This window comes from Actinotignum saccati, from assembly GCF_051265055.1.
GTDB lineage: Bacteria > Actinomycetota > Actinomycetes > Actinomycetales > Actinomycetaceae > Actinotignum.
Genome location: NZ_JBOZCC010000006.1, coordinates 94,345 through 116,216 on the forward strand (window position 1 = coordinate 94,345; position 21,872 = coordinate 116,216).

Below are 21,872 nucleotides of genomic sequence, written 5' to 3' on the forward strand. Positions count from 1 at the left end.
CGCTCTCGCCTACCGCTCGGTGACCGACTGCTCGCTGACCGAATCGGCCACCACGATGACCTGGTTAGCGGTCACCGTGAGGAAGCCGGAGCCGGACATCGTGAAGCTGCGATCTCGTCCGTCCGCGCAGCCGCGCACCTCGACATTGCCTTCCGTGAGGAGGGCAACGAGCGGGGTGTGGTCCGTGAGGATACCCACCGAGCCTTCGGTGCCGGGCGCGGTCACCGATTCGGCATTCCCGCGCCACGCCAGCTCCCGCTGGGAAACGATCTCAACGTCCAGCATTATTCGCTCCGCAGTTCGTGGTACTTGCGTTCCAGGTCCTCGATGCCGCCAATATTGAAGAAGGCCTGCTCGGGGACGTGGTCGTATTCGCCGTCGCAAATACGGCGGAACGCTTCAACGGTTTCCGCAACCGGAACGGTGGAGCCTTCCACGCCGGTGAACTTCACCGCGGTGTACATATTCTGCGAGAGGAACTGCTGGATCCGGCGCGCGCGGGCGACGGTCAGGCGGTCTTCTTCGGAGAGTTCATCCACACCGAGGATGGAGATGATGTCCTGAAGTTCGCGATTCTTCTGGAGGATCGCCTTGACTCGGGTCGCAACCTCGTAGTGCTGCTGGCCCACGATCTGCGGGTCCAGAATACGCGAGGTCGAGGCGAGGGGATCCACGGCCGGGTAAATACCCATGGAAGCAATATCACGCGAGAGTTCGGTGGTTGCGTCCAGGTGGGCGAAGGTGGTTGCCGGCGCCGGGTCGGTGTAATCGTCCGCGGGAACGTAAATGGCCTGCAGCGAGGTAATGGAATGCCCGCGCGTGGAGGTAATACGTTCCTGGAGCGCACCCATTTCATCAGCCAGGGTGGGCTGGTAGCCCACCGCGGAAGGCATGCGCCCGAGCAGGGTGGATACTTCCGAACCGGCCTGGGTGAAGCGGAAGATGTTATCGATGAAGAGCAGCACGTCCTGGTTGGCGACGTCGCGGAAGTACTCCGCCATCGTCAGGCCGGACAGGGCGATGCGCAGGCGCACCCCCGGCGGCTCGTCCATCTGGCCGAAGACGAGAGCCGTCTTATCGAGCACCCCGGCTTCGTCCATTTCGTGGATGAGGTCGTTACCTTCACGGGTACGTTCGCCCACCCCGGCGAAAACGGAAACGCCATCGTGGTCGAGGGCCACGCGCTGGATCATTTCCTGGATGAGGACCGTTTTGCCCACGCCCGCGCCACCGAAGAGGCCGATCTTGCCACCCTGCACGTACGGGGTGAGCAGGTCGATAACCTTGAGGCCGGTCTGGAACATCTGGGTTTCCGGCTCGAGTTCATCGAAGGCGGGAGCTTGGCGGTGAATCGACCAGCGTTCCTTCACCTCGATCTCGTCGGGAGAAACGTTGAGCGGTTCGCCCACGACGTTGAAGACGTGCCCGCGGGTAACGTCCCCGACCGGAACGGTGATGGGGGCACCGGTATCGATAACGACGGCGCCGCGCACCAGGCCGTCCGTCGGTTTCATCGCGATGGTGCGCACCACGTTATCGCCCAGGTGCTGGGCCACTTCGAGGACCATCTCTTGCTGGATGACACTTCCGTCACCGGCAGGGAGGGTAGCCGTGGTCTTCAGGGCGTTATTGATATCGGGAAGCGCGTCGGACGGAAATTCGACGTCGACGACGGCGCCAATGACCTGCGTAATCCGGCCGGTTGTGGCCAGGTCCGCGGTCTGCTCCTCTAGTTGTGCAGTCATAGTGTGTTCCTTATCCGTTACGAAGCGCGTTATCCGTTACTTAGTGCATCGGCACCGGAGACGATTTCAGTGATCTCGGTGGTGATCTCAGCCTGGCGCGCGTTATTGGCGAGCCGGGTGTACTTCTCGATGAGTTCGGCGGCGTTATCGGTGGCCGCGTGCATCGCCTGCTGGCGCGAGGCGAGTTCGGAGGCCGCTGCCATGAGAAGAATCGAGGAGATACGTTTGCGAACATACATGGGCACGAGCGCTTCGAAAACGTCGTGTGCCGAAGGTTCGAAATCGTAGAGCGGTTCGGTTTCTTCCGTGCCGCCGCCCGCGAATTCCGATCCGGTATCCTCCAGATCGCCTTCCCCGTAGTCCACGATGGCAAGCGGAAGCATATGGCGCACCTGCACCACCTGGCTCACCATCGATTCGAAGCGGGTGTAGACCACATGTACTTCGGCGACGCCGCCTTCTTCCGGCGGGGCGGTGAAAGCATCGAGGAGGGTACGCGCGATTTCATCGGATTGCTCCGGATCGGGCTTATCCGAGGTGCCGCTCCACTCCCCGGCGATATTCACCCCGCGGAATTTGAAGTACTGTAGGCCGCGCCGGCCGGTCACGTACAGCACCGGATCCTTACCTTCGGCGCGCAGATTCTCCACGGTGCGTTCCGCTTCGCGCAGCACATTGGCGGAATAGGCTCCCGCCATGCCGCGGTCGGAGGTCACCACGAGTACCGCCACCCGATTGGTATCGGTGCGCTCGCGCATCAGCGGGTGCTGGGCGTCAAAATCATGGCGCCCCACCAGCCCGAGCGCACGGGTTACCGCCCGCGCGTAGGGGTCCAGTTCCTGCGCCTCCCGACGCGCCGAGCCGATACGCGAGGCCGCAATGAGCTCCATCGCGCGGAACACCTTCTGCAAGGTGCTCGTCGCCCGAATTTTGCTCTTGTAAATCCTCTGTTCGCCGGCCATCGATTAACCCTTCGTCGGCCGCGCGAGAGTTTCACGGGCCTGTTCGGCCGGGACATCCTCTTCCCCGCCCGCGGGCAGGTTTTCGGCGGTGCGGTAGGACTCCGTGAAGGTGCTGACCGTGGCTTCCAGTTCGGCTTCGAGGTCCTTATCCATCTCACCGGTGGAGGCAATGGTTTCCAGCACCTTGGAGTTGTGCCGCACGTAGTCAAGCATGCGGGCTTCCCAATCGTGCACCTTCTCCACCGGGACATCATCGAGATAGCCCTTCGAGCCGGCCCACACCGAAACAACCTGTTCCTCAATGGGGTACGGGGTGTACTGCGGCTGCTTGAGCAGCTCCATGAGGCGCTCACCGCGGGTGAGCTGCTGGCGGGTGGCCGGGTCAAGATCGGAGGCGAACATCGCGAAGGCCGCCTGGGAGCGGTACTGCGCCAGGGTGATCTTCAGGGTACCGGCAACCTTCTTCATGGCCTTGATCTGCGCGTCGCCACCCACGCGGGATACCGAAATACCCACGTCCACGGCCGGGCGCTGATTGGAGTTGAAGAGGTCGGACTGCAAGAAGATCTGACCGTCGGTAATGGAAATAACGTTGGTCGGAATGTAGGCCGAGACGTCATTCGCCTTGGTTTCCACGATGGGAAGGCCGGTCATGGAACCCCCGCCCAGCTCATCGGAGAGCTTGGCACAGCGTTCCAGCAGGCGCGAATGCAGGTAGAACACGTCGCCCGGGTAGGCTTCACGCCCCGGCGGGCGGCGCAGCAGCAAGGACACCGCTCGGTAGGCTTCGGCCTGCTTGGAGAGATCATCGAAGACGATGAGCACGTGCTTGCCTTCGTACATCCAGTGCTGGCCGATGGCCGAGCCCGTGTAAGGAGCCAGGTACTTGAAGCCAGCCGGATCGGATGCCGGGGAGGCCACGATGGTGGTGTATTCCAGCGCCCCGTAGCGGGCCAGGGTGCCGCGCACCGAAGCGATGGTGGAACCCTTCTGGCCGATGGCCACGTAAATGCAGCGCACCTGCTTGGAGGGATCCCCGGTTTCCCAGTTCTTGCGCTGGTTGAGGATGGTGTCAATCGCGAGGGCGGTTTTACCGGTCTGGCGGTCCCCGATGATGAGCTGGCGCTGCCCGCGCCCGATCGGGGTCATCGAGTCAATAGCCTTGATACCGGTTTCCAGCGGTTCGTGCACCGACTTGCGCATCATTACGCCGGGAGCCTGCAGCTCCAGGGCGCGCCGCCCGCTGAGGTTTTCGATTTCGCCCAGGCCGTCAATCGGCTTGCCGAGGGGGTCCACCGTGCGGCCGAGGTATCCGTCGCCCACCGGGACGGAGAGCACCTCACCGCTGCGGCGCACTTCCTGGCCTTCTTCAATATTGGAGAAGTCACCGAGAACGACGACGCCGATTTCGCGCTCTTCCAGGTTCATCGCCAGTCCGCGGGTGCCATCCTCGAAAACGAGAAGTTCATTAGCCATCGCACCGGGCAGGCCGGCCACGCGGGCGATGCCGTCCGCCGTCATGGTGACGTGACCAACTTGCTCACTCTCGGACTGCTCCGGCGTGTAGCTACGCACGAAGTTATCGAGCGCTGCCCGAATCTCTTCGGGCTGGATTGTCAGATCAGCCATTCTTTTTCCTTACCTGTTGCTCGCCGGTGCCGCCGGCATGACCGCGACTTTATCGCGTACATCTTTAATTCTGGACTGCAGCGTCGCGTCAATAACATCCGAGCCGTGCTGGATGCGCATACCGCCCACCACAGCCGGATCTACCGAGACGTGAATGGAAACTTCGGTTCCGTACATCGCGGTCAGGGCGCGCTGGAGGCGTTCTTCTTGCGTTGCCGTGAGCGGCTGGGCTACCAGCACCGATACTCCGGAAACTTCACCCAGCTCAGCTGCCTGAGCCGCGTATTCCATAAGCGAGGCCGCCAGGGTCGCTTCCCGCACCCGCGCCAGGGCGCGATGTGCCAGCACCCGGGTTTCCTCCCGGATATTCGGAACCACGCGATCAAAGAGCGCGGCGCGTTCCTCCGCGGAGTATTCCTCGCGGGAGAGCGTGATGCGCAGATCGGGAGTTTCTTTGAGGGTGCGCATGAGCTGGTAGAGCTCATCTTCCACGCCGGAGAGCACCCCGGCGCCACGCGCCCGCACCAGCACGGCGTGCGCACCGAGGGTATCCACGGTCGTGACGAGATCAGCGTCCTCCGTCCACGTGCGCCCCGCCACCGCGCACAGCACCGCGAGAACCGGTGCGCTCACGTGGGCGGCGAAAATGGCGCTTGCCAGGCTTTCCCGTGCCGCCCCGGCCCGGGTGGTATCCGCAAGGGTGCCACGTAGGGAAGGAGAAGCATTGATGGCGTCTGCAGCGGCGAAAAGTTCGCGCGCCAAGTCAATTTCCTGGCCGGGATGTTCCTGAAGCAGCGCGTCCCACTCGGCGGTGACCGCGGCGGCGGATTGCTTACTCGTGGACCGCATTACGCCCCCGTTCGCGCCTGCTCCTCGAGATTATCGAGGAACGAATCGACAACGCCCTGGTTCACGCTCGGATCGAGGCGAATCTGTTCACCCACGATACGACCGGCCAACTGCGAGGCCATGGTGCCCAAATCCGCGCGGAGAATCCGCGCGGCGGCGTCGGTATCAGCTTTAATCTGAACCTGAGCCGCGGCAGAAATGCGCCGCGCTTCTTCGCCGGCTTCCCGGCGCGCACGCTCGATAATATCGGAGGCATTGGATTGTGCCTGGGCGCGGATATCCGCTGCTTCGCGCACCGCGGCGTCCTTTTCGGACTGGATGGTGGCGCGTTCCTGAGCCACTTCCTCCCGGGCACGTTCGGCAGCGAGCAAACCTTCTTCGATTTTCTCCCGCCGCTCATCAAGCATCTTCGTCAGCGTCGGCCAGGCGAATTTATACACCGCGATGGCGACGATGAGGAAGGATACCGTGCCCCACAGCAGATCCGGAATGGCCGGAATGATAACACTGTGTTCTTCAGCGAGATACATTGCTTAAGCTCCGAACACGAAGCCCGCGGCGAAGCCGATCAGGCCGAGTGCTTCGGTAAAGGCGATGGACAGGAACATATTGACGCGCAGGTAGCCGCGGATCTCGGGCTGGCGTGCGGTAGCTTCCTGGTTCTTCGCACCGATGAGGCCGACGCCGATGCCGGGGCCGATAGCCGCGAGACCGTAACCGATGGTCGCGAGAACTGCTGCAGATCCAGTCATGGGATTGTCCTTTTCTTGTTGTTTTAGTGGGCGGAAATAGAAAGTTGGATATACGCGGCGGTGAGCAGGGCGAAGATATACGCCTGCAGGCACGCCACGAAAAGTTCAAAGACGGTGAAGAGGATACCGGCCACCAGCGTGACCGTACCCAGGCCAATGCCGAGGCCCCCGCCCATGGAGAAGTAGAGCGCGTGGGTGCCCAGGAAGCAGAGCACGAGCAGCATATGCCCGGAGAGCATATTGGCCAACAGACGGACCGTCAGGGTGACGGGCCGAATAATGAAGGTGGAGAGCAGCTCAATGGGCGTCATGATGATGTAGATCGGCCAGGGCACCCCGGGCGGGAAGAGCTGTTCCTTGAAGAAGGTGCCCGCTCCGCGTTCCTTCATACCCGCGATAATGAAGGCCACGTACGCCACCACGGCGTAAATGAGCGGCATACCAATAACCGACGTACCCGCGAGCTGCAAGCCCGGGATAACGCCGGTTAAGTTCATAAAGAGAGTGCCGAGGAAAATGGTGGCGAGCAGGGGCTGGTACTTGCGTGCCTGCCCTTCGAGAATTTCTTCACCGATCTGCACCCGCGAGAAGTCCAGCAGGGATTCCATCGCGGCCTGCGCGCGGCCCGGAATCAGCTTGGCGCGCTTGGCGTAGATAACGCAGAAAACCAGAAGAACTAAAGCCGCAAGAAGACGAATCACCATCACGCGATTCATCTCAAATGGCGTGCCGGCGAAGAAGATGGGGGCGGGGAAGAATTCCTCAACTCCCGGGGCGTGGAACCCGTCGTTCTCCATCGGCAGGCCGAGCATGCTCAGATTCGCGAACGAACCGACTGCCATGCGCTCACCCTCTCCATCGAATCTTTCCGCGGCGGGAACCCCGCCTAAACGGCACTGCTAACCTATCTTAGCGTGGAAATCACATTTGTCATCACCCTGCGGCGCTGAACTTTCCCGCCGTGAGCAGTGTCCTACGTTACTCTTATGGCTCGTTCCCGGCTAGGACTTAGCGCCCGGTGCGCAAATCCGCGCGAAGATCAACGCGACTATCAGCGCGAAGATCAGCGCGCAGCACCACCCAGGATTGCACCGCGAGCGCGCAGATAATCAGCCCGGCCAGTGCCAGCGCCGCGGTTCCCACCGAGGCCCCGGTGAGGGCCCGCCAGGCTCCGAGTCCGCCGAGCACCACCGCGAGTTTGACCGCGTAACCGCCCAGCGCCCATCCGGCACCGCCGGGCAGATAGCGCGCACTGGCCCAGGTGATTGCCTGGAGCACCAGCGCGATAAGGGTGGCCCAGCCCACGGCACGGGCGTGCTCGGCTTGACCGGCAAACAGGCATCCCCCCGCCCCTATTATTCCGACGACGACGCATCCGAGCGTGGCGCTCAATTGGGCGCGGTAGAGCAAGCGCGCGGCGCCTCCGCCCGGGGCGACCGACCGGCTGGATTGGGCCCTCATGGTGTCTCCTCCGTTTCCAGCTCACCTTCGGATACAGGCGCATCGCCGGCGTTCTCATCCGGAATGCGCTCCCCGCGCGCGGCCGAGCTGCGCCGTCGCCCGAACATCCCGAAGGTGACCACGCAACCGAGCACCACTCCGGCCGCGCCAATCAGGGCGACGTGCCGGGCTGGAAGCACAATCAGCAGGATGCAGGTGAAGGAGAAAATGGCCGTCCACAGATAGAGGATGAGTACGGTGCCGGTATGGGAATGGCCCAGGCGCAGCAGGCGGTGGTGGAGGTGGCCGGCGTCGGCGTGGAAGGGGGATTGCCCGCGGGCCAGGCGGCGGGTGACGGCCCAGATGAAATCGGAAAGCGGTAGCACCACCACGGCGAGGGCCAGCAGCAGCGGCAAATACGCGGGGAGCGCGTAGCCGAGGGAGGTGGATTGCGGGTCGATCTGCCCGGTGACCTGGATGGCGGAGGCGGCCAGCACCATGCCGAGCATGAGCGCTCCCGAATCGCCCATAAAGATACGGGCGGGATGGAAATTATGCGGCAGGATCCCCGCGCACATCCCCACCGTGGCGGCCGCGGCCGCGCAGGCCACCGAGGTGTAATCCCCCGGGGTGGCATTGCGGGTAAGAATATAGGAATAAATAAAGAAGGCCAGGGAGGCGATGCCGACGATCCCGGCGGCCAGCCCGTCCAGGCCGTCCATGAAATTCACGGCATTGACCGTGATGACCACCATGAGGATGGTGAAGAAAATGGAGAGGCGGGTGGAGCCCACGGTCAGGCCCATGAAGGGCAGCGTCACGAATTGGACGCCCTGCCAGGCCATCACCCCGGCGGCCAGCACTTCGCCGGCCAGTTTCGTCATCCAATCCAGTTCCCAGATATCGTCGATGGCGCCCACCAGGCACATGAGCCCGGCGCCCAGCCAGATTGCCCAGGCTTGGGAGGCGGGGCCGAGCACCCGGTGCAGGTAGGGAATTTGGGAGGCGATGGCGAAGGAGGCCGAAAAACCGAGGAACATGGCCACCCCGCCCAGGCGCGGGATGGGGACGGTGTGGATATCGCGTTCGCGTACCTGCGTCATCGCGCCTACCCGCAGGGCCAGCCGCAGAATCGCGGGGACCAGGAAGTAGGTGATGGCGCAGCTGAGCACCATCATGAGCAGGTAGACGCGCATGCCCTCTCCTTACCTTGCCGCCGACGCCGCGAGTTGCGGTGTGCCGCTGCCGTTCAGTCTAGCCGGCCCGGCCCGCGCTTCAGCCTAGCGCCGCCGTGGCGCTCGGTTCTGTGCCGCCGCGGCGCCGTAGCACTACCGCAGGGTTCAGCCCAGCGGCACCACCGCGGCGATATCCTCGTCAGAAATCGCGCCGTGGCGCAGGATCTGGGCGCGCTCGCCCGCGAAGCTCACAATTGTGGAGGGTACCCCGCCCGGTGCGGTGCCCCCGTCCAGGTACACCGCGACTTTCTCGCCGAGCTGCTCGCGGGCCTGCGCGGCGGTGCGCGCCGGGGCGTGCTCGGTGAGGTTCGCGGAGGAAACCGCCAGTGGCCCGGTGCGGCGCAGCAGCTCCAGGGCGAGCGGGTGGTCGGGCATGCGCAGGGCCACGGTGCCGTGGGTTTCGCCCAGGTCCCAGCCGATGCTTTCGTTCGCGGGGAGGATGAGGGTGAGAGCCCCGGGCCAGTACGCCTCGGCGAGCGCGCGGGCGCCGGCCGGGATACTGGAGGTCAGGGGGGCGGCGTCGTCCATCGACGCAACAAGAACCGGGGACGGCTTATCGCGCCCGCGGCCCTTCGCGGTGAGGAGCCGGGTCACCGCCGCGCGCGAAAACGCATCCGCGCCCAGGCCGTACACGGTATCGGTGGGGAGCACCACGAGCTCGCCGCGCGCGAGGGCGGCTACCGCGGCATCACATGTGTCCATATTCTGCCTCCAAAAAACGTTCCCGCCCGGCCAGGTCCCGGCCGGTTGCGGCCCGGGTGAAACCGAGGCTGCGGGCATATTCGCGCAGGGCCGCGCTTTGCGTCTCCGCGTGTTCGAGAACGAGGATACCCCCGCCCCGCAGCAGCTGCGCGGCGCGCGCCACAAAAAGCTTGGGCAGGTCCAGGCCCTCCGCTCCCCCGCCCCACAGGGCCTGCGCCGGATCGGCACGCACTTCCGCGCTCACCGGTGTATCGGGTGGAATATAGGGAGGATTGGCGACGACGACGCTCGCCGCGTGGTCCAGTTCCGGGAGCGGCTCGGCTACATCGTGGTGGAGGAACGTGACGGGCGAACCGTAGCGGGCATTATTGGTGGACGCCAGTTGCAAGGCACGGGGATCGGTGTCGACGCCGATCACCCGGGCGGCGGGGACTTCGGTAGCGATACTCAGGGCAATGGCCCCGCTGCCGGTTCCCACATCGACAACGAGGGGGCCTGCGGCTTTGGCGGCGGCGCGGGACCGCGCCGCCGCTGCGTCGTCGTTCTCAATAATGGAGGCGCCGTTCCTGATGCCGCCATCGTTCCCGCGGGTTTGCGCGGCCACGCAAGCGCGCACGTGCTCGATGGCGCATTCGGCCACGATTTCGGTTTCCGGGCGCACAATGAGCGCGTCCGGCGTGGAAACAAGCTCGAGGTAGCGGAAATACATCCGCCCGGTGATGTGCTGGAGCGGTTCGCGCGTGGCGCGGCGGGCCAGGTAGGCCGCGAAAAGTTGGCGCTGCGCGGGAGGCGGAGTATCACGCGGATGGGGACGCGTGCCCGCCACCGCTTCGGCCAGCCACCGGGCATCCGCGGCGGGTGAATCCACCCCGGCCGCGGTGAGCTGCGCGGTGGCACCGGCCAGCAAGTCCGCCCAGGTGGTCATAGCGCTCGGCTACTTTCTACTTTTCTACTTTTCTTCCGCGGCTTCCATGCGGGCCGCTTCGTCCATAATCCGGGCCGAATCGATAACGGCATCCAGGTCGCCGTCCAGGACCGCGTCGAGATTATGGGCCTTGTAGCCGGTGCGGTGATCGGAAATGCGATTTTCCGGGAAGTTGTAGGTGCGGATGCGTTCGGAGCGGTCCAGGGTACGCACCTGGGAATGGCGCAGCTCCGCGTTTTCGGCGGCCTGCTGATCGAGCTGGAGCTGGCGCAGCCGGGCGCGCAGCACCCGCATGGCCGATTCGCGATTCTGGATCTGCGATTTTTCATCCTGCATGGAGACCACGATCCCGGTGGGAAGGTGGGTGATACGCACCGCCGAATCGGTGGTATTCACGGACTGGCCGCCCGGCCCGGAGGAGCGGTACACGTCAATACGCAGGTCATTGGCGGCGATTTCCACTTCGCCCGGGTCGTCCACTTCCGCGAAAACAAGCACGCCCGCGGTGGAGGTCTGGATGCGGCCCTGGGATTCGGTTACGGGCACGCGCTGCACCCGGTGCACCCCACCTTCGTACTTGAGGTGGGCCCACACACCTTCGGAAGGGTCCTCGAGCTGCCCGCGGGAGCGGATGGCGACTTCAAGATCCTTGTAGCCGCCCAATTCGGTTTGGTTGGCGCCCAGCACTTCCCAGCTCCAGCCCTTGGAAGTGGCGTAGCGTTCGTACATGCGGGCCAGGTCCCCGGCGAAGAGGGCGGATTCTTCCCCGCCGGCTCCGCCTTTAATTTCCATGATGACATCGCGGGCGTCATCCTCATCGCGCGGGATGAGGACTTCCGTGAGTTCCTGGGAGGCGGCTTCGTAGCGTTCTTCCATCCCGGGAAGTTCGGGGCGGAAGAGTTCGGCATCTTCCCCGCCCTGGGAGATGATCTCCCGGGCTTCGGTCAGGTCCTGTTCGGCTTGCAGGAAACGCCGGTACACGCGCACCACCCGCCCGAGTTCGGCGTAGCGCCGCCCGAGGGAACGCAATTTATCCGGGGAGGAGAGAACTTCCGGGCTGGCCATATCCGCTTCGATTTTTTCAAATTCAGCGAGATGGTGCTCGGCTACCTCACGACGTGTATCAGCCATAACGAGGACCTTTCTTCACGCGCGCCCGGCGCGTGCCCTGCCGCCACGGGTGCGTGGCGGACCTACCGACAATCGTGCAAATCGTGCAAAAAGAAAAGGAGCGCCCTTGCGGTGACGCTCCTTTCCGTGGCGCTTACTTCTTGCGCTTGCCGTAGCGTGCCTCGAAGCGAGCCACGCGCCCACCGGTATCCAGGATCTTCTGCTTGCCGGTGTAGAACGGGTGGCAGTTATTGCACACTTCCACGCGCATATGATCACCGTTGTAGGTGGAACGGGTGGTGAACTCATTACCGCAGGTGCAGGTCACGGAGACCTCGTGGTAATCGGGATGGATTCCCTGCTTCATTATCTCTCCTTGGTTCGTAGCTGCCCCCGGGTCCGAGCGCGGTTCTCCGTATCACGGTGAACCGGGAGCCGACAGAAAATTATGGCACGGGCGGCCCGGCCGAGACAAGGCACCGTGCGCGTATCACATCACCGCGGATGGTACGGCGCCCGGTTCCCGGAGCCCGGCCGGCTCCCCCAGCGGCCGCGTAGTGGCCTTAGGTACCGAGTTATTCGCGAGTTGCCCGCTGCGTTATTCGCCGCACTATTCGCTGCGTTATTCGCCGCGCGATCCTTGCATGGAACGCATAATCGACACGAGGAATTCCGCGTTATTTTCGGTATTACGCATGCGCTTGAGCACGAAATCGGCCGCTTCGTCCACCCCGAGGGTGCCCAGGGCCCGGCGCAGCTGCCAGATAACCTTGAGTTCTTCGGGCTTGTAGAGCAGTTCTTCGCGACGGGTACCCGAGGCGTTGATATCGATGGCCGGGAAGATACGCCGGTCCGCAAGCTGGCGCGAGAGGCGCAGCTCCATATTGCCGGTGCCCTTGAATTCTTCGAAAATAACTTCGTCCATCTTCGAGCCGGTTTCCACCAGCGCGGAGGCGATAATCGTGAGCGAGCCGCCGTTTTCGATATTGCGGGCCGCACCGAAGAACTTCTTGGGCGGGTAGAGCGCCGCGGCATCCACACCACCGGAGAGGATGCGCCCCGAGGCCGGAGCCGCGAGGTTGTAGGCACGCGAGAGGCGGGTGAGGGAATCGAGGAGCACCACCACATCCTGGCCGAGTTCCACCAGGCGCTTGGCGCGCTCGATAGCCAGTTCGGAAACGATGGTGTGATCCGAGGCCGGGCGGTCAAAGGTGGAAGCAATCACTTCACCCTTGACGATGCGGCGCATATCCGTGACTTCTTCGGGGCGTTCATCCACGAGAACCACCATGATATGAACCTCGGGATCATTCGCGGCAATCGCCTTGGCGATCTGCTGCATAATCATGGTTTTCCCGGCCTTGGGCGGGGAAACGATGAGGCCGCGCTGGCCCTTCCCAATAGGAGCAACCAGGTCAATAGCGCGGGTGGACAGGCCCTTACGCTCGGTTTCCAAGCGCAAAATCTCATTCGGATAAACCGGGGTGAGCTTATTGAAGTCCGGGCGGCGCGCCGCTTCCGCTGCGGGCAGGGAATTAATAGTATCCACCTGGACGAGCTGGTTACCGGAACGGTTATTGTTCTGGTTATTGTAACGACGGCGCGGATTACGCTTGTTATTGCGGTTATTATGCGAGGAATTATCCTCATCGTGCTGGCGGATAGCACCCACCACGGCATCCCCCCGGCGCAGGCCGTACTGGCGAACCAGCGCGGTGGAAATCTGCGCATCATTGGGGCCGGGCAGGTAGCCACCGGTGCGCAGCACCATCTGGTTACCCTGGGTATCCACAATGCCGGCAACGGGAACGAGGGTATCTTCCGCCTGGCGCTTGCCGGCCGGAACCTCCTGGCGTTCTTCACGCTCAACCTTCACGGCCGGGGCGGCGGTTTCCGCCTCATGATCGGCGCGCTCCGCACCTTCGCCACGATCCGTGCGCTCGGTGCGATCCGAGGTGCGCCGGGAGCGGCGGGCTTCTTCGTGTTCCTCACCGCGGCGGTTGCGCTTGCGGCGGCGGCGCTCCGAAGCGGTGTCATGGTGGTCACCGGCGCGGCGTTCCGCGGCATCGCCAATGGCATCCAGGGCCGCGAGAGTATTTTCATCGCTGAGGGAATCGGAGCGACGCGCGGCCTGGCCGGCTTCCTGCTTCGGTTCGGGCAGATCAATATGCACCGGTTCGCGGTGATCCCGGCGCACCCGGCGCCGCACCTTGCGCTCCTCGCGATCTTCCCGTTCTTCCCGGGGTGCGGTGGAGGTGGCCGAGGTGGCGGCAGGGGTGGCGGGGGCTGCTACCGGAGCGCTTTCCGCGCTGGGTGCCGAGGCCGCTGCGGAGCGGGCCGTGCGCGTTTTCCGAGCCGGAGCCTCAGCCGGAGCTTCCGCGGCGGTGGGAGCCGGTTCTGCGGCCTTCGCGCTTTCCTTCTTCGCTGTGGTCTTTGCCGTGGTGGCAGCAGCGGACTTTTCGGGTGCCTTCGTAATATTGGCGAGGCTATCTTCCTTGCGGGGCCGCCCGCGCCGCGCGGGGCGAACTTCGCGAATGGCCGCGAGCAGGTCCGCCTTCTTAGCTTTCGGGTCAATGTCCAGGCCGAGTTCTTCGGCGAGCGCGCGCAGCTGCGGCACCCGCATCGTTGAGATTGCGCCTGATGTTGGGGTTTCCGTCACGAGGTTCCTTCCTCGGAATTCAGGGGTTGTTAACGCACTTATGACAATTTCAAGTACGTGGGAAATAACCGGTATAAGAACGTCGGTTAGACCTTAGTCTACACCAGATAAGCGCCCCGTGTGGACATTCCAGCGGTATTCACCGTAAATCCACGCCGCTGCATCATAGAAACTGTGTCAGCGTCAAGGCGTGAAAATACTAGCACGGATGGGCCGGCACCGGAAATAACGGCCGGGAATCCCGCCGCGCGCAGCGCCCGCACCGCGTCCGCGGAGGCCGGCATGGCCCCGGCGCGATAGTCCTGGTGGAGGCGATCTTCGGTGGCCTGCCAGAGCAAATCCGGGTAGTGCTCGAGGGCGAGGGCGAGCATAGCGGTACGCGAAGCATTAAAAGCGGCGTCGGCATGCGGAACGGTATCCGGGAGCGCGGCCCGCGCTTTTTCGGTGAGGAGCTGCTCGCCGGGAATAAGGAGGGTGGTGTCCACAGAGGTGGGGATACGCGCAGCTCGGGCTTGCGTTCCTTCCATCCAGGTTACGACGGCGCCCCCGAAAATTGCCGGTGCGGCATTATCGGGGTGTCCTTCAAATTCGGTGGCGAGGGAGAGGAGAACGCCGTCGTCGAACATATCGGGGCGATCCACGAGGCCGCGCACTAAAAGTAAGCCGGCCACCACGGCCGCCGCGGAAGAACCCAGGCCGCGACCCTGCGGAATCGCGTTGGTGCAGCGCAGCTCGAAACCGACGCCGGGCAGGGCCGCGGCCTCGAAACCGCGGCGCAGGGCCCGCACGATGAGGTGATCATCGCCGGTGGGGAGGACATCCGCGCCCTCCCCTTCAATATGAACCCGGGTGGCCCCGGTGGTCAGGCGCACGCTGACCTCGTCCCAGAGATTGTGGGCCATGCCCATGCAATCAAAACCGGGGCCGAGGTTGCCGGAGGTGGCCGGGACCCGCACCCGCGCTTCGGAGGTGGCGATACGCATTAGGCCACCTCCACCCGCACGAAGCTCGCGGTACGCACGGTTGCCAAGCCCTCGGCCGCGGAAAGGTCCGCGATGGTTGCTTCCACATCGGCCTGGAGGGCTTCGTGGGTGGTGACCGTGAGGCGGCACAGGTGGTCCGCGGTGGGCGATTCTTGGCTGACCCCGCTAATAGAAACATTGTGGCGGGCGAAGGTGCCGGTGACCTCGCTAAGAACACCCACGTGATCGGCCACGTCCATGCTCAGCTGGAAGCGCGAGCGCGCCTGTTCGGGCGGCAGAATTGGCAGCTCCCCGTAGGCCAGTTCGCGCGGGGCCAGCCCGCCGTGCACGCGGTGGTGGGCGGCGGCCACCAGGTCGGATAGAACCGCGGTGGCGGTGGGATCCCCGCCGGCACCCGGGCCGTAGAACATGAGGCGATCCGCGGCTTCACCCTCCACCACGATGGCGTTATAGGCCCCGTGCACGGTGGCGAGCGGGTGCTGAGCGGGAATAAGAGTGGGGCCCACGTACAATTCGATGCCGTCCGCGCGCCGTTTGGCGGAGGCCACCAACTTGACCACGTAGCCGCCCCGCCCGGCCGAAGCGATCATCTCCGGGGTGATATCGCGGATTCCGTGGGTGTGGACATCCGAAAGCTGGACGCGGGTGTGGAAAGCGAGGGAGGCCAGAATGGCGCATTTTGCCGCGGCGTCGTACCCGTCCACATCGGCGCTTGGATCCGCTTCGGCATAGCCAAGCTCCTGCGCCTTCTTTACCGCAGCATCGAAACTTTCCCCGTTGGTGGTCATTTCGTCGAGGATGTAATTGGTGGTGCCATTGACGATCCCGAGGATATGGGTGACGCGGTCCCCGGCGAGGGATTCGCGCAGCCCGTACACCACCGGGACGGCCCCGCCCACCGCGGCCTCGTAATAGAGGTCGACGCCGGCACGCGCCGCGGCGTCGTACAATTCTGGACCGTGTTCGGCCAGCAGCGCCTTATTTCCGGTGACCACCGAGGCGCCGGCGGCAAAAGCGGCCAAAATATATTCGCGCGCCGGTTCAATGCCGCCCATAAGTTCAATAACAATATCCGCCTGGGCGATAATGGCGTGGGCGTCGGTGGTGAGCAGCGCGCGGTCAATCGCGGGATCGCGCGGGGCCTCCAGGTTGCGTACCGCGATGCCGATAACGCGCAGGCGCGCCCCGGCTCGCAGGTTAAATTCTTCCGCATTGGCTTGCAGCAGGCGGACGACGGCGCTTCCCACCGTTCCCGCCCCCAGCAGGGCAACCTTGACTTCCTTCACGCCTACTCCTTATCTTGACGAACGCGCCGCGCGAATGCCGGCTCGGCCTGCGCGGATGCGGCTTGGCTCGGGCAATACCGGCTCGGTCCGGGCGATGCGCCGGCCTCTCTGTCCTCGCGTGTCCTAGCCTAGCGAAGGTAGGGCCGGGGCGCGCCACCGGCCCGCCCGCAGCGAGCGTATGGTCTTTGTATGCGGCGAAAACTGGGTGTGGCGCCCGCCACGCGGATGGGTACAATATCCCCATGGAAAATGCATCGACCGATGCACGAAGAGAAAGCGAGGTGCGCGATGCCCACTGTGAAAATCAAGGACGTCACCTTCGGCTCCGGGCCGACGAAAATCCTCGTGTCCATTACGCCCGCCAATGGTGACGAGCTGCGGACGCAGGTAGCGAAGCTTCCCGAACAGGACATTGACGTTCTGGAATGGCGTGTGGATTTCCTCGAGGATCTTTCCACCCTCACCGAGGTGGGAACCCTTTTGCGTGAGTCCACGAATCTACCGATTCTGGGCACCTTCCGTTCCGCGGCGGAGGGTGGCCAGAAGGCGATTATGCCCGATGATTACGGGCCTTTGGTGATCCGGCTCATCCAATCCGGGCTGGTGGATGCGGTGGATGCGGAGCTGTTCCGCACCGGGGCGTGGACCGAACGCATTATTCAGGAGGCGGCCCGGGCTCAGATTCCGGTGATCGGTTCCTACCATGATTTCCGTTCTACCCCGCCCGAAGATGAGATCGTGAATCGCCTGCGGCTCTTGCAGGTGCACGGGGCGTCTATCGCGAAAATTGCGGTGACTCCCGCGCATCCGGGTGATGTGGTGACGGTGCTCAACGCGACCTACCGGGCCAGCCAGGAGCTGCACGTTCCGCTCATCACCATCGCCATGGGGGCGCTGGGGACCATGAGCCGGATTACTTCTGCTATTTTCGGCTCCGCGGGTACCTGGGGTCAGGCCGGGCAGACCACCGCGGCCGGGCAGATCGCCCTGAGCGAGCTGCGCCCGGTGGTGGACGCGATTTCGGCGTGGAGCAGCGCCCCGGATACCTGGGAAAAGCCCGCTCAGGTGAGCGAGGCCGTGCTGCCGGAGGATTAGTTTTCGGCGGCCGGGTAATCTGCGTCTAGCGCGAGGATATCGGCCACGGTTTCCCCGCGAATAAGCCAGCGAGCCCGGCCGCCGCTCACCGCAATAACTCCCGGGCTGGGCAGCATATTGTAATGCGAGGCCATGACCCGCCCGTAGGCGCCGGTGGCCGGCGTGACAAGCAGGTCACCGGCGTGAATATCCTCCGGGAGGGCGACGGCGCGCACCACAATATCGCCCGATTCGCAATGCTTACCGACAACTCGGCAGACGCGCGCACCTTCGGGATTCCCCTGGGTGGCCGCCGCACCGGCAGAGGGATCCGCCGCGCTTGCCGCGGCGGCGTCGTCGGCCTCAATAGTGGTGCCTGTGCTGGTGCCCGTGCCGGTGTTGGCCGGCACACGGTCCACGAGGGCCGCGGTGTAATCGGCGCCGTAGAGGGCGGGGCGGATGTTATCGGACATGCCTCCGTCCACCGAAACGTAGGTGCGGGTGCGGGTGGCATCCACGTGGACGTTTTTGACGGTTCCCACGGTGTAGAGCGTCATGCCGGCCGGGGCGATAATGGAGCGGCCCGGTTCCACGGAGATGCGCGGGGCGGGAATGCCGCTCTCGGCGCTGTGCCGAGCCACTTCCGCGGCGAGCACCGTGGCGAAGTCGCGCGGGGTGGGCGGAATCGGGTCCGCGCCGGTATAGCGCACCCCGTAACCACCACCCAGGTCAATTTCGGGGATGACGGTTCCCAGCTCGCGGGCCACCCGGGCCCGCAGGTCCAGGATGGCGCGTGCCGCGGCCACGAAAGCTTCCGTCGCCACAATTTGGGATCCGATATGCGAATGCAATCCCACCAGGCGTAGCCACGGATTGGCCTCGATGCGCTCAATCGCCTCCCAAGCCGCGCCGCTGGCGAGCGAGAGACCGAATTTTTGATCCTCGTGGGCCGTGGCAATGAAATCGTGGCCGCCCGCGTGAATACCGGAAGTCACCCGCACCACGACGGCGGCGACCTGCCCGCGCCGCGCGGCCGCGGCGGCCACCAGCTCTATTTCGGCCAGGGAATCAACCACCAGGTGGGCAACCGCATGGTCCAGGGCCAGCTCGATTTCCGCCGCGGATTTATTATTGCCGTGCAAGCCGAGCTGGTGCCCGCGCGCTCCGGCCGCCAGGGCGATGCGCAACTCCCCTTCGGAGCAGGTATCCAGGTGGAGACCTTCTTCCAGCATCCACCGGGCCACGCCCACGCTGGCAAAAGCCTTGCAGGCGTAGTAAACATCCGCTCCCGCCAGCTCCGCAAAAGCCTCCCGCATCGCGCTCACCCAGGCGGCAGCCCGGGCGCGCGCATCTGCTTCGTCCAGGATGTAGAGCGGGGTACCGAAGCGTTCCGCCAGGGCGCGCACCGAGCAGCCGCCCACCTCCAGGTCACCGGGAAGGCGGCGTGCCGTGGTGGACCACACCCCGGTAGGCGAACCTTCCGGGAGGGGCGCGGGCAGCTGCTCAAGATTACTCACCGCGGTGCTCACCGAGGTGCTCACCGGGCCGCTCACATTTTCTCCGGGGCGCTCACCCCGAGCAGGTGCAAGCCATTGGCGAGGACCTGGCGGGTGGCGTCGTTCACCCAGAGGCGGGTGCGGTGCAGATCGCTGACTTCTTCATCCGCGCGCGGGGTGACCCGGGCCTTGCCGTACCAGGTGTGGTAGGCGCCGGCCAGTTCTTCCAGGTAGCGGGCCACCCGGTGCGGTTCGCGATTGGCCGCGGCCAGCGAGATCACTTCCGGGAAGCGGGCGAGCTGCCCGATCAGATCAGAATCGGCTTGCTCCAGGAGTTCCGGGGTGAAGGCATCCGCGCGCTGCACCCCGTGTTCGGCCGCATTGCGGGCCACATTCGCGGTGCGGGCGTGCGCGTATTGCACGTAGTAGACCGGGTTGTCATTGGTGTGCGAGGCCAGCACATTGAGGTCCAGCTCCAGGGTGGTATCCACCGAGGCGCGCACCAGTGAGTAGCGTGCCGCATCCACGCCCACGGCGTCCACCAGATCCTCCAGGGTGACCACGGTGCCCGCGCGCTTGGACATGCGCACCGGAACACCATCGCGCTTGAGATTGACCAGCTGGCCGATGAGGATTTCCATATTGCCGCCCTTGCCGGCGGTATCCCCGAAAGCACGGGCCATGGCGTACATACGCCCGATATAGCCGTGGTGATCCGCGCCGAGCATATAGACGGCGTGATCGGCCCCGCGGTGGCGCTTATCGAGGTAGTAGGCGATGTCACCGGCGAAGTAGGCGGTTTCCCCGTCTGATTTCACGATGACGCGGTCTTTATCATCACCGAAATCGGTGGAGCGTAGCCATACCGCGTTATCTTCTTCGTAAATAACACCGCGTTCGCGCAGTTTTTCAATGGCGGCGGCAACCGCTCCGGAATCGTGGAGGGATTGCTCGTGGAAGAACACATCAAATTCGGCTCGGAAATCAGCCAGGGAACTCTTGATCTCCGCGAACATGAGCTCCACCCCGCCGGCGCGGAATACTTCCTGGGCTTCGGCTTCCGGGAGGGTGCGCGGATCGGGGCGCCCGGCGGCTAGCTCCTGGGCAATAACCTGATCGGCAATATCGGAAATATATGTTCCACCGTAGCCATCTTCCGGGGTTTCGCGGCCCAGCGCCGCGGCCAGCAGACTTTCCGAGAAATGGTTGATCTGGTTGCCGTGATCATTGAAGTAATATTCGCGCACCACGTTCGCGCCGGTGAAGCTGAGAATCCGGGCGAGGGTATCCCCCACCGCGGCCCAGCGTGCTCCCCCGATGTGGATGGGGCCGGTGGGATTCGCGGAAACGTATTCCAAATTGACGGTGGTTCCGGCGCCCGCCTGGGAGGAGCCGTAGCGCTCGCCCTGTTCCACGATGCTGCGGGCCAGTTCCCCGGCCGCCCCGGCCGAGAGACGAATATTAATAAAACCGGGGCCGGCGACCTCCACCTGGGCGATACCGGCCACGCCTTCGAGGCGCCCGGCCAGCAGGGTAGCCAGGTCACGCGGGGGCATCCCGGCGCGCTTGGCGAGTTGCATAGCCACATTCGTGGCCCAATCCCCGTGCTCGCGCGAACGCGGGCGCTCGATTTTCACCGCGGGAATATCACCATCGAGGTGAAGCTGACCTTCATTACGTGCGGCGCTGATTTCCGCCGCGATACATGCACTGAGTTCTTCCGGAGTCACGCATCTAAGTGTACGTGCTATCTACGACAGAATTACACCGCCACCCGCCGACGTGGTAAAGTAGCGCAGTGCGCCCCGATAGCTCAGGGGATAGAGCGTTCGCCTCCGGAGCGAAAGGCCGCAGGTTCGAATCCTGTTCGGGGCACAAATCGCACAAAGATGGGCCCGCGTATCGAAAGATATGCGGGCCCATCGCTGCACTGGTGGCCCCAGCTGCGCCGTCGTTCTTGAAGAGTGCGCGGTGCTTGAGCTGCGCCGTCGTTCCTCACACGCGCGCCGTAGCCGGAACACTACCGGCGTTTAGTACTCAACCACCAGGCGCCCCACGACCTCGTGATTCTTGAGCTTCTCGATGCCTTCGGGAATCTCCTCGAAGGGGATGGTGGTGACCTGCGGGGTGAGTTTCCCGGTGGCCATGAACTCGTAAATCCCGGCAATATCTTCCTTGGTGCCGCCGTTGGAGCCGATGAGGCGGCACTGGTTGAGGATGAGGCTCTTCGTGGAAATAAGCGATTCCAGCTTGCCCATGCCCACAACCACCACGGTGCCATCGCGGCGGATAATATCCACGGCGTCCGCGGTGGTGGTGCCGAAACCGGCGAAGTCCACGATGAGGTCGAAAGTAATATCGGAGAAGTCTTTAATATCTTTCTTCACGCCCTCGGCGCCGATCTTTTCGGCCAGCGGCCACACCTTTTCATTAATTTCAGCCACGTACACATCCGCGCCAGCGAGCACCGCCACTCGCGCACCGATCTGGCCGAGCCCGCCCAGGCCGATAATGCCCACAGTTTGGCCCTTCTGCAGACCGCCCTGGGTCACGACCGCCGCGTGGGAGGTCATCCCGGCATCGGTTGCGGCCGCGCCCAAAATAAAATCAACCCCGTCAGGAAGCGGAACGAGCGCTTCGGCCGGAACCGCCATCTTCGGCGCGAAACCGCCGTCAAAACTGTAACCGGGCGCCCCGGCCGCGGTGGTGGGGCACACGCCCACGCGATCCCCGACCTTGTACTCCGTGACGCCTTCGCCCACTTCGGCCACCACGCCCGAATTTTCGTGCCCAATGGTGATGGGGCGCTTGGCGAGCATGGACAGCCAGCCCTCATCCGTGAGTAGACCAACATCCGAATGGCAAATACCGGCCGCCTTCATCTCCAGGACCACCTCGCCCGGGCCGGCCGTGGGATCGGGAACCTCATTGAGAACAAGCGGTTCATTGGTATTCGTAAATTGCCAGGCCTTCATCACAACTCCTTCTGTGTGGCGGTGCGGCGCATCGATGCGCTGCAAGGGAC

21 protein-coding genes and 1 tRNA gene are annotated in these 21,872 nt (G+C 64.1%); 2 read left to right on the forward strand and 20 right to left on the reverse strand.

The window, feature by feature from the left end:
* Positions 1-9 precede the first annotated feature (9 nt).
* The 17 genes from ACRQEC_RS06425 to ACRQEC_RS06505 all read right to left on the reverse strand — a co-directional run bounded on the left by ACRQEC_RS06425 (position 10) and on the right by ACRQEC_RS06505 (position 16,277).
* Positions 10-285, reverse strand: coding sequence for a F0F1 ATP synthase subunit delta/epsilon (locus ACRQEC_RS06425; protein WP_035277070.1), 276 nt, complete (start codon positions 283-285; stop codon positions 10-12).
* A complete protein-coding gene (gene atpD / locus ACRQEC_RS06430) occupies positions 285-1,745 on the reverse strand; it encodes a F0F1 ATP synthase subunit beta (RefSeq protein ID WP_284890275.1) in 1,461 nt (486 codons plus the stop codon). Before atpD ends, ACRQEC_RS06425 begins: the two co-directional genes overlap by 1 nt.
* A 29-nt stretch (positions 1,746-1,774) precedes the next feature.
* Positions 1,775-2,707 (reverse strand): F0F1 ATP synthase subunit gamma, encoded by a 933-nt coding sequence (locus tag ACRQEC_RS06435; protein WP_284890276.1) that lies wholly within the window; start codon positions 2,705-2,707, stop codon positions 1,775-1,777.
* Positions 2,708-2,710: 3 nt separating this feature from the next.
* On the reverse strand, positions 2,711-4,336 hold the full coding sequence (gene atpA / locus ACRQEC_RS06440) for a F0F1 ATP synthase subunit alpha (RefSeq protein WP_284890277.1): 1,626 nt from the start codon (positions 4,334-4,336) through the stop codon (positions 2,711-2,713).
* 9 nt (positions 4,337-4,345) lie between these two features.
* Positions 4,346-5,185: a F0F1 ATP synthase subunit delta gene (locus tag ACRQEC_RS06445; RefSeq protein ID WP_284890278.1), complete on the reverse strand. Its 840-nt coding sequence runs from the start codon at positions 5,183-5,185 to the stop codon at positions 4,346-4,348.
* A complete protein-coding gene (gene atpF, locus ACRQEC_RS06450; RefSeq protein WP_016441729.1) occupies positions 5,185-5,715 on the reverse strand; it encodes a F0F1 ATP synthase subunit B in 531 nt (176 codons plus the stop codon). The genes ACRQEC_RS06445 and atpF overlap by 1 nt, the downstream gene beginning before the upstream one ends.
* A gap of 3 nt (positions 5,716-5,718) precedes the next feature.
* On the reverse strand, positions 5,719-5,937 hold the full coding sequence (atpE, locus tag ACRQEC_RS06455) for an ATP synthase F0 subunit C (protein ID WP_016441730.1): 219 nt from the start codon (positions 5,935-5,937) through the stop codon (positions 5,719-5,721).
* A 23-nt stretch (positions 5,938-5,960) separates the two neighbouring features.
* Entirely contained in the window at positions 5,961-6,779 is an 819-nt protein-coding gene (gene atpB, locus ACRQEC_RS06460; RefSeq protein ID WP_016441731.1) for a F0F1 ATP synthase subunit A, read from the reverse strand.
* Positions 6,780-6,945: 166 nt separating this feature from the next.
* Positions 6,946-7,398: a hypothetical protein gene (locus ACRQEC_RS06465; protein ID WP_284890279.1), complete on the reverse strand. Its 453-nt coding sequence runs from the start codon at positions 7,396-7,398 to the stop codon at positions 6,946-6,948.
* On the reverse strand, positions 7,395-8,573 hold the full coding sequence (locus ACRQEC_RS06470; RefSeq protein WP_284890280.1) for a glycosyltransferase family 4 protein: 1,179 nt from the start codon (positions 8,571-8,573) through the stop codon (positions 7,395-7,397). The genes ACRQEC_RS06465 and ACRQEC_RS06470 overlap by 4 nt, the downstream gene beginning before the upstream one ends.
* A 144-nt stretch (positions 8,574-8,717) precedes the next feature.
* Complete coding sequence (locus tag ACRQEC_RS06475; RefSeq protein WP_284890281.1) at positions 8,718-9,314, reverse strand: L-threonylcarbamoyladenylate synthase; 597 nt, start codon at positions 9,312-9,314, stop codon at positions 8,718-8,720.
* Positions 9,301-10,239: a N5-glutamine methyltransferase family protein gene (locus tag ACRQEC_RS06480; protein WP_284890282.1), complete on the reverse strand. Its 939-nt coding sequence runs from the start codon at positions 10,237-10,239 to the stop codon at positions 9,301-9,303. The genes ACRQEC_RS06475 and ACRQEC_RS06480 overlap by 14 nt, the downstream gene beginning before the upstream one ends.
* A gap of 24 nt (positions 10,240-10,263) precedes the next feature.
* The gene (gene prfA, locus ACRQEC_RS06485) at positions 10,264-11,370 is read right to left on the reverse strand and encodes a peptide chain release factor 1 (RefSeq protein WP_026429101.1); all 1,107 of its coding nucleotides are present in this window, start codon (positions 11,368-11,370) and stop codon (positions 10,264-10,266) included.
* A 133-nt stretch (positions 11,371-11,503) separates the two neighbouring features.
* Positions 11,504-11,716 carry a 50S ribosomal protein L31 gene (rpmE, locus tag ACRQEC_RS06490; protein ID WP_016441737.1) on the reverse strand — a complete coding sequence of 71 codons (213 nt, stop codon included), beginning with the start codon at positions 11,714-11,716 and terminating at the stop codon, positions 11,504-11,506.
* Between the two features lie 255 nt (positions 11,717-11,971).
* A complete protein-coding gene (gene rho / locus ACRQEC_RS06495; protein ID WP_301575179.1) occupies positions 11,972-14,008 on the reverse strand; it encodes a transcription termination factor Rho in 2,037 nt (678 codons plus the stop codon).
* 98 nt (positions 14,009-14,106) lie between these two features.
* Positions 14,107-14,991, reverse strand: a complete 885-nt coding sequence (gene thrB, locus ACRQEC_RS06500; RefSeq protein ID WP_284890284.1) for a homoserine kinase — start codon at positions 14,989-14,991, stop codon at positions 14,107-14,109.
* Complete coding sequence (locus ACRQEC_RS06505) at positions 14,991-16,277, reverse strand: homoserine dehydrogenase (RefSeq protein ID WP_284890285.1); 1,287 nt, start codon at positions 16,275-16,277, stop codon at positions 14,991-14,993. The genes thrB and ACRQEC_RS06505 overlap by 1 nt, the downstream gene beginning before the upstream one ends.
* A gap of 288 nt (positions 16,278-16,565) precedes the next feature.
* On the opposite strand from ACRQEC_RS06505, the gene aroD reads away from it, so the two are divergent.
* On the forward strand, positions 16,566-17,372 hold the full coding sequence (aroD, locus tag ACRQEC_RS06510) for a type I 3-dehydroquinate dehydratase (protein ID WP_284890287.1): 807 nt from the start codon (positions 16,566-16,568) through the stop codon (positions 17,370-17,372).
* Here the strand turns inward: aroD and lysA are convergent.
* On the reverse strand, positions 17,369-18,904 hold the full coding sequence (lysA, locus tag ACRQEC_RS06515) for a diaminopimelate decarboxylase (RefSeq protein ID WP_284890288.1): 1,536 nt from the start codon (positions 18,902-18,904) through the stop codon (positions 17,369-17,371). The two genes, aroD and lysA, sit on opposite strands and share 4 nt — an antisense overlap.
* Complete coding sequence (gene argS, locus ACRQEC_RS06520; RefSeq protein WP_284890289.1) at positions 18,901-20,577, reverse strand: arginine--tRNA ligase; 1,677 nt, start codon at positions 20,575-20,577, stop codon at positions 18,901-18,903. The genes lysA and argS overlap by 4 nt, the downstream gene beginning before the upstream one ends.
* 72 nt (positions 20,578-20,649) lie before the next feature.
* On the opposite strand from argS, the gene ACRQEC_RS06525 reads away from it, so the two are divergent.
* Positions 20,650-20,722: transfer RNA gene (locus tag ACRQEC_RS06525), tRNA-Arg, on the forward strand.
* Positions 20,723-20,877: 155 nt separating this feature from the next.
* On the opposite strand, the gene ACRQEC_RS06530 is transcribed toward ACRQEC_RS06525, so the two are convergent.
* Entirely contained in the window at positions 20,878-21,822 is a 945-nt protein-coding gene (locus ACRQEC_RS06530) for a zinc-binding dehydrogenase (protein ID WP_284890290.1), read from the reverse strand.
* Positions 21,823-21,872 lie beyond the last annotated feature (50 nt).

Bases quoted from the DNA above. Each gene is read 5' to 3' on its own strand.
- ACRQEC_RS06445 (WP_284890278.1), bottom strand. From the start codon at position 5,185: ATGCGGTCCACGAGTAAGCAATCCGCCGCCGCGGTCACCGCCGAGTGG.
- rpmE (WP_016441737.1), bottom strand. From the start codon at position 11,716: ATGAAGCAGGGAATCCATCCCGATTACCACGAGGTCTCCGTGACCTGC.
- thrB (WP_284890284.1), bottom strand. From the start codon at position 14,991: ATGCGTATCGCCACCTCCGAAGCGCGGGTGCGGGTCCCGGCCACCTCC.
- ACRQEC_RS06530 (WP_284890290.1), bottom strand. From the start codon at position 21,822: ATGAAGGCCTGGCAATTTACGAATACCAATGAACCGCTTGTTCTCAAT.
- atpF (WP_016441729.1), bottom strand. From the start codon at position 5,715: ATGTATCTCGCTGAAGAACACAGTGTTATCATTCCGGCCATTCCGGAT.
- ACRQEC_RS06475 (WP_284890281.1), bottom strand. From the start codon at position 9,314: ATGGACACATGTGATGCCGCGGTAGCCGCCCTCGCGCGCGGCGAGCTC.
- ACRQEC_RS06470 (WP_284890280.1), bottom strand. From the start codon at position 8,573: ATGCGCGTCTACCTGCTCATGATGGTGCTCAGCTGCGCCATCACCTAC.
- atpA (WP_284890277.1), bottom strand. From the start codon at position 4,336: ATGGCTGATCTGACAATCCAGCCCGAAGAGATTCGGGCAGCGCTCGAT.
- aroD (WP_284890287.1), top strand. From the start codon at position 16,566: ATGCCCACTGTGAAAATCAAGGACGTCACCTTCGGCTCCGGGCCGACG.
- ACRQEC_RS06435 (WP_284890276.1), bottom strand. From the start codon at position 2,707: ATGGCCGGCGAACAGAGGATTTACAAGAGCAAAATTCGGGCGACGAGC.
- ACRQEC_RS06465 (WP_284890279.1), bottom strand. From the start codon at position 7,398: ATGAGGGCCCAATCCAGCCGGTCGGTCGCCCCGGGCGGAGGCGCCGCG.
- ACRQEC_RS06480 (WP_284890282.1), bottom strand. From the start codon at position 10,239: ATGACCACCTGGGCGGACTTGCTGGCCGGTGCCACCGCGCAGCTCACC.
- atpE (WP_016441730.1), bottom strand. From the start codon at position 5,937: ATGACTGGATCTGCAGCAGTTCTCGCGACCATCGGTTACGGTCTCGCG.
- prfA (WP_026429101.1), bottom strand. From the start codon at position 11,370: ATGGCTGATACACGTCGTGAGGTAGCCGAGCACCATCTCGCTGAATTT.
- atpD (WP_284890275.1), bottom strand. From the start codon at position 1,745: ATGACTGCACAACTAGAGGAGCAGACCGCGGACCTGGCCACAACCGGC.
- atpB (WP_016441731.1), bottom strand. From the start codon at position 6,779: ATGGCAGTCGGTTCGTTCGCGAATCTGAGCATGCTCGGCCTGCCGATG.
- ACRQEC_RS06425 (WP_035277070.1), bottom strand. From the start codon at position 285: ATGCTGGACGTTGAGATCGTTTCCCAGCGGGAGCTGGCGTGGCGCGGG.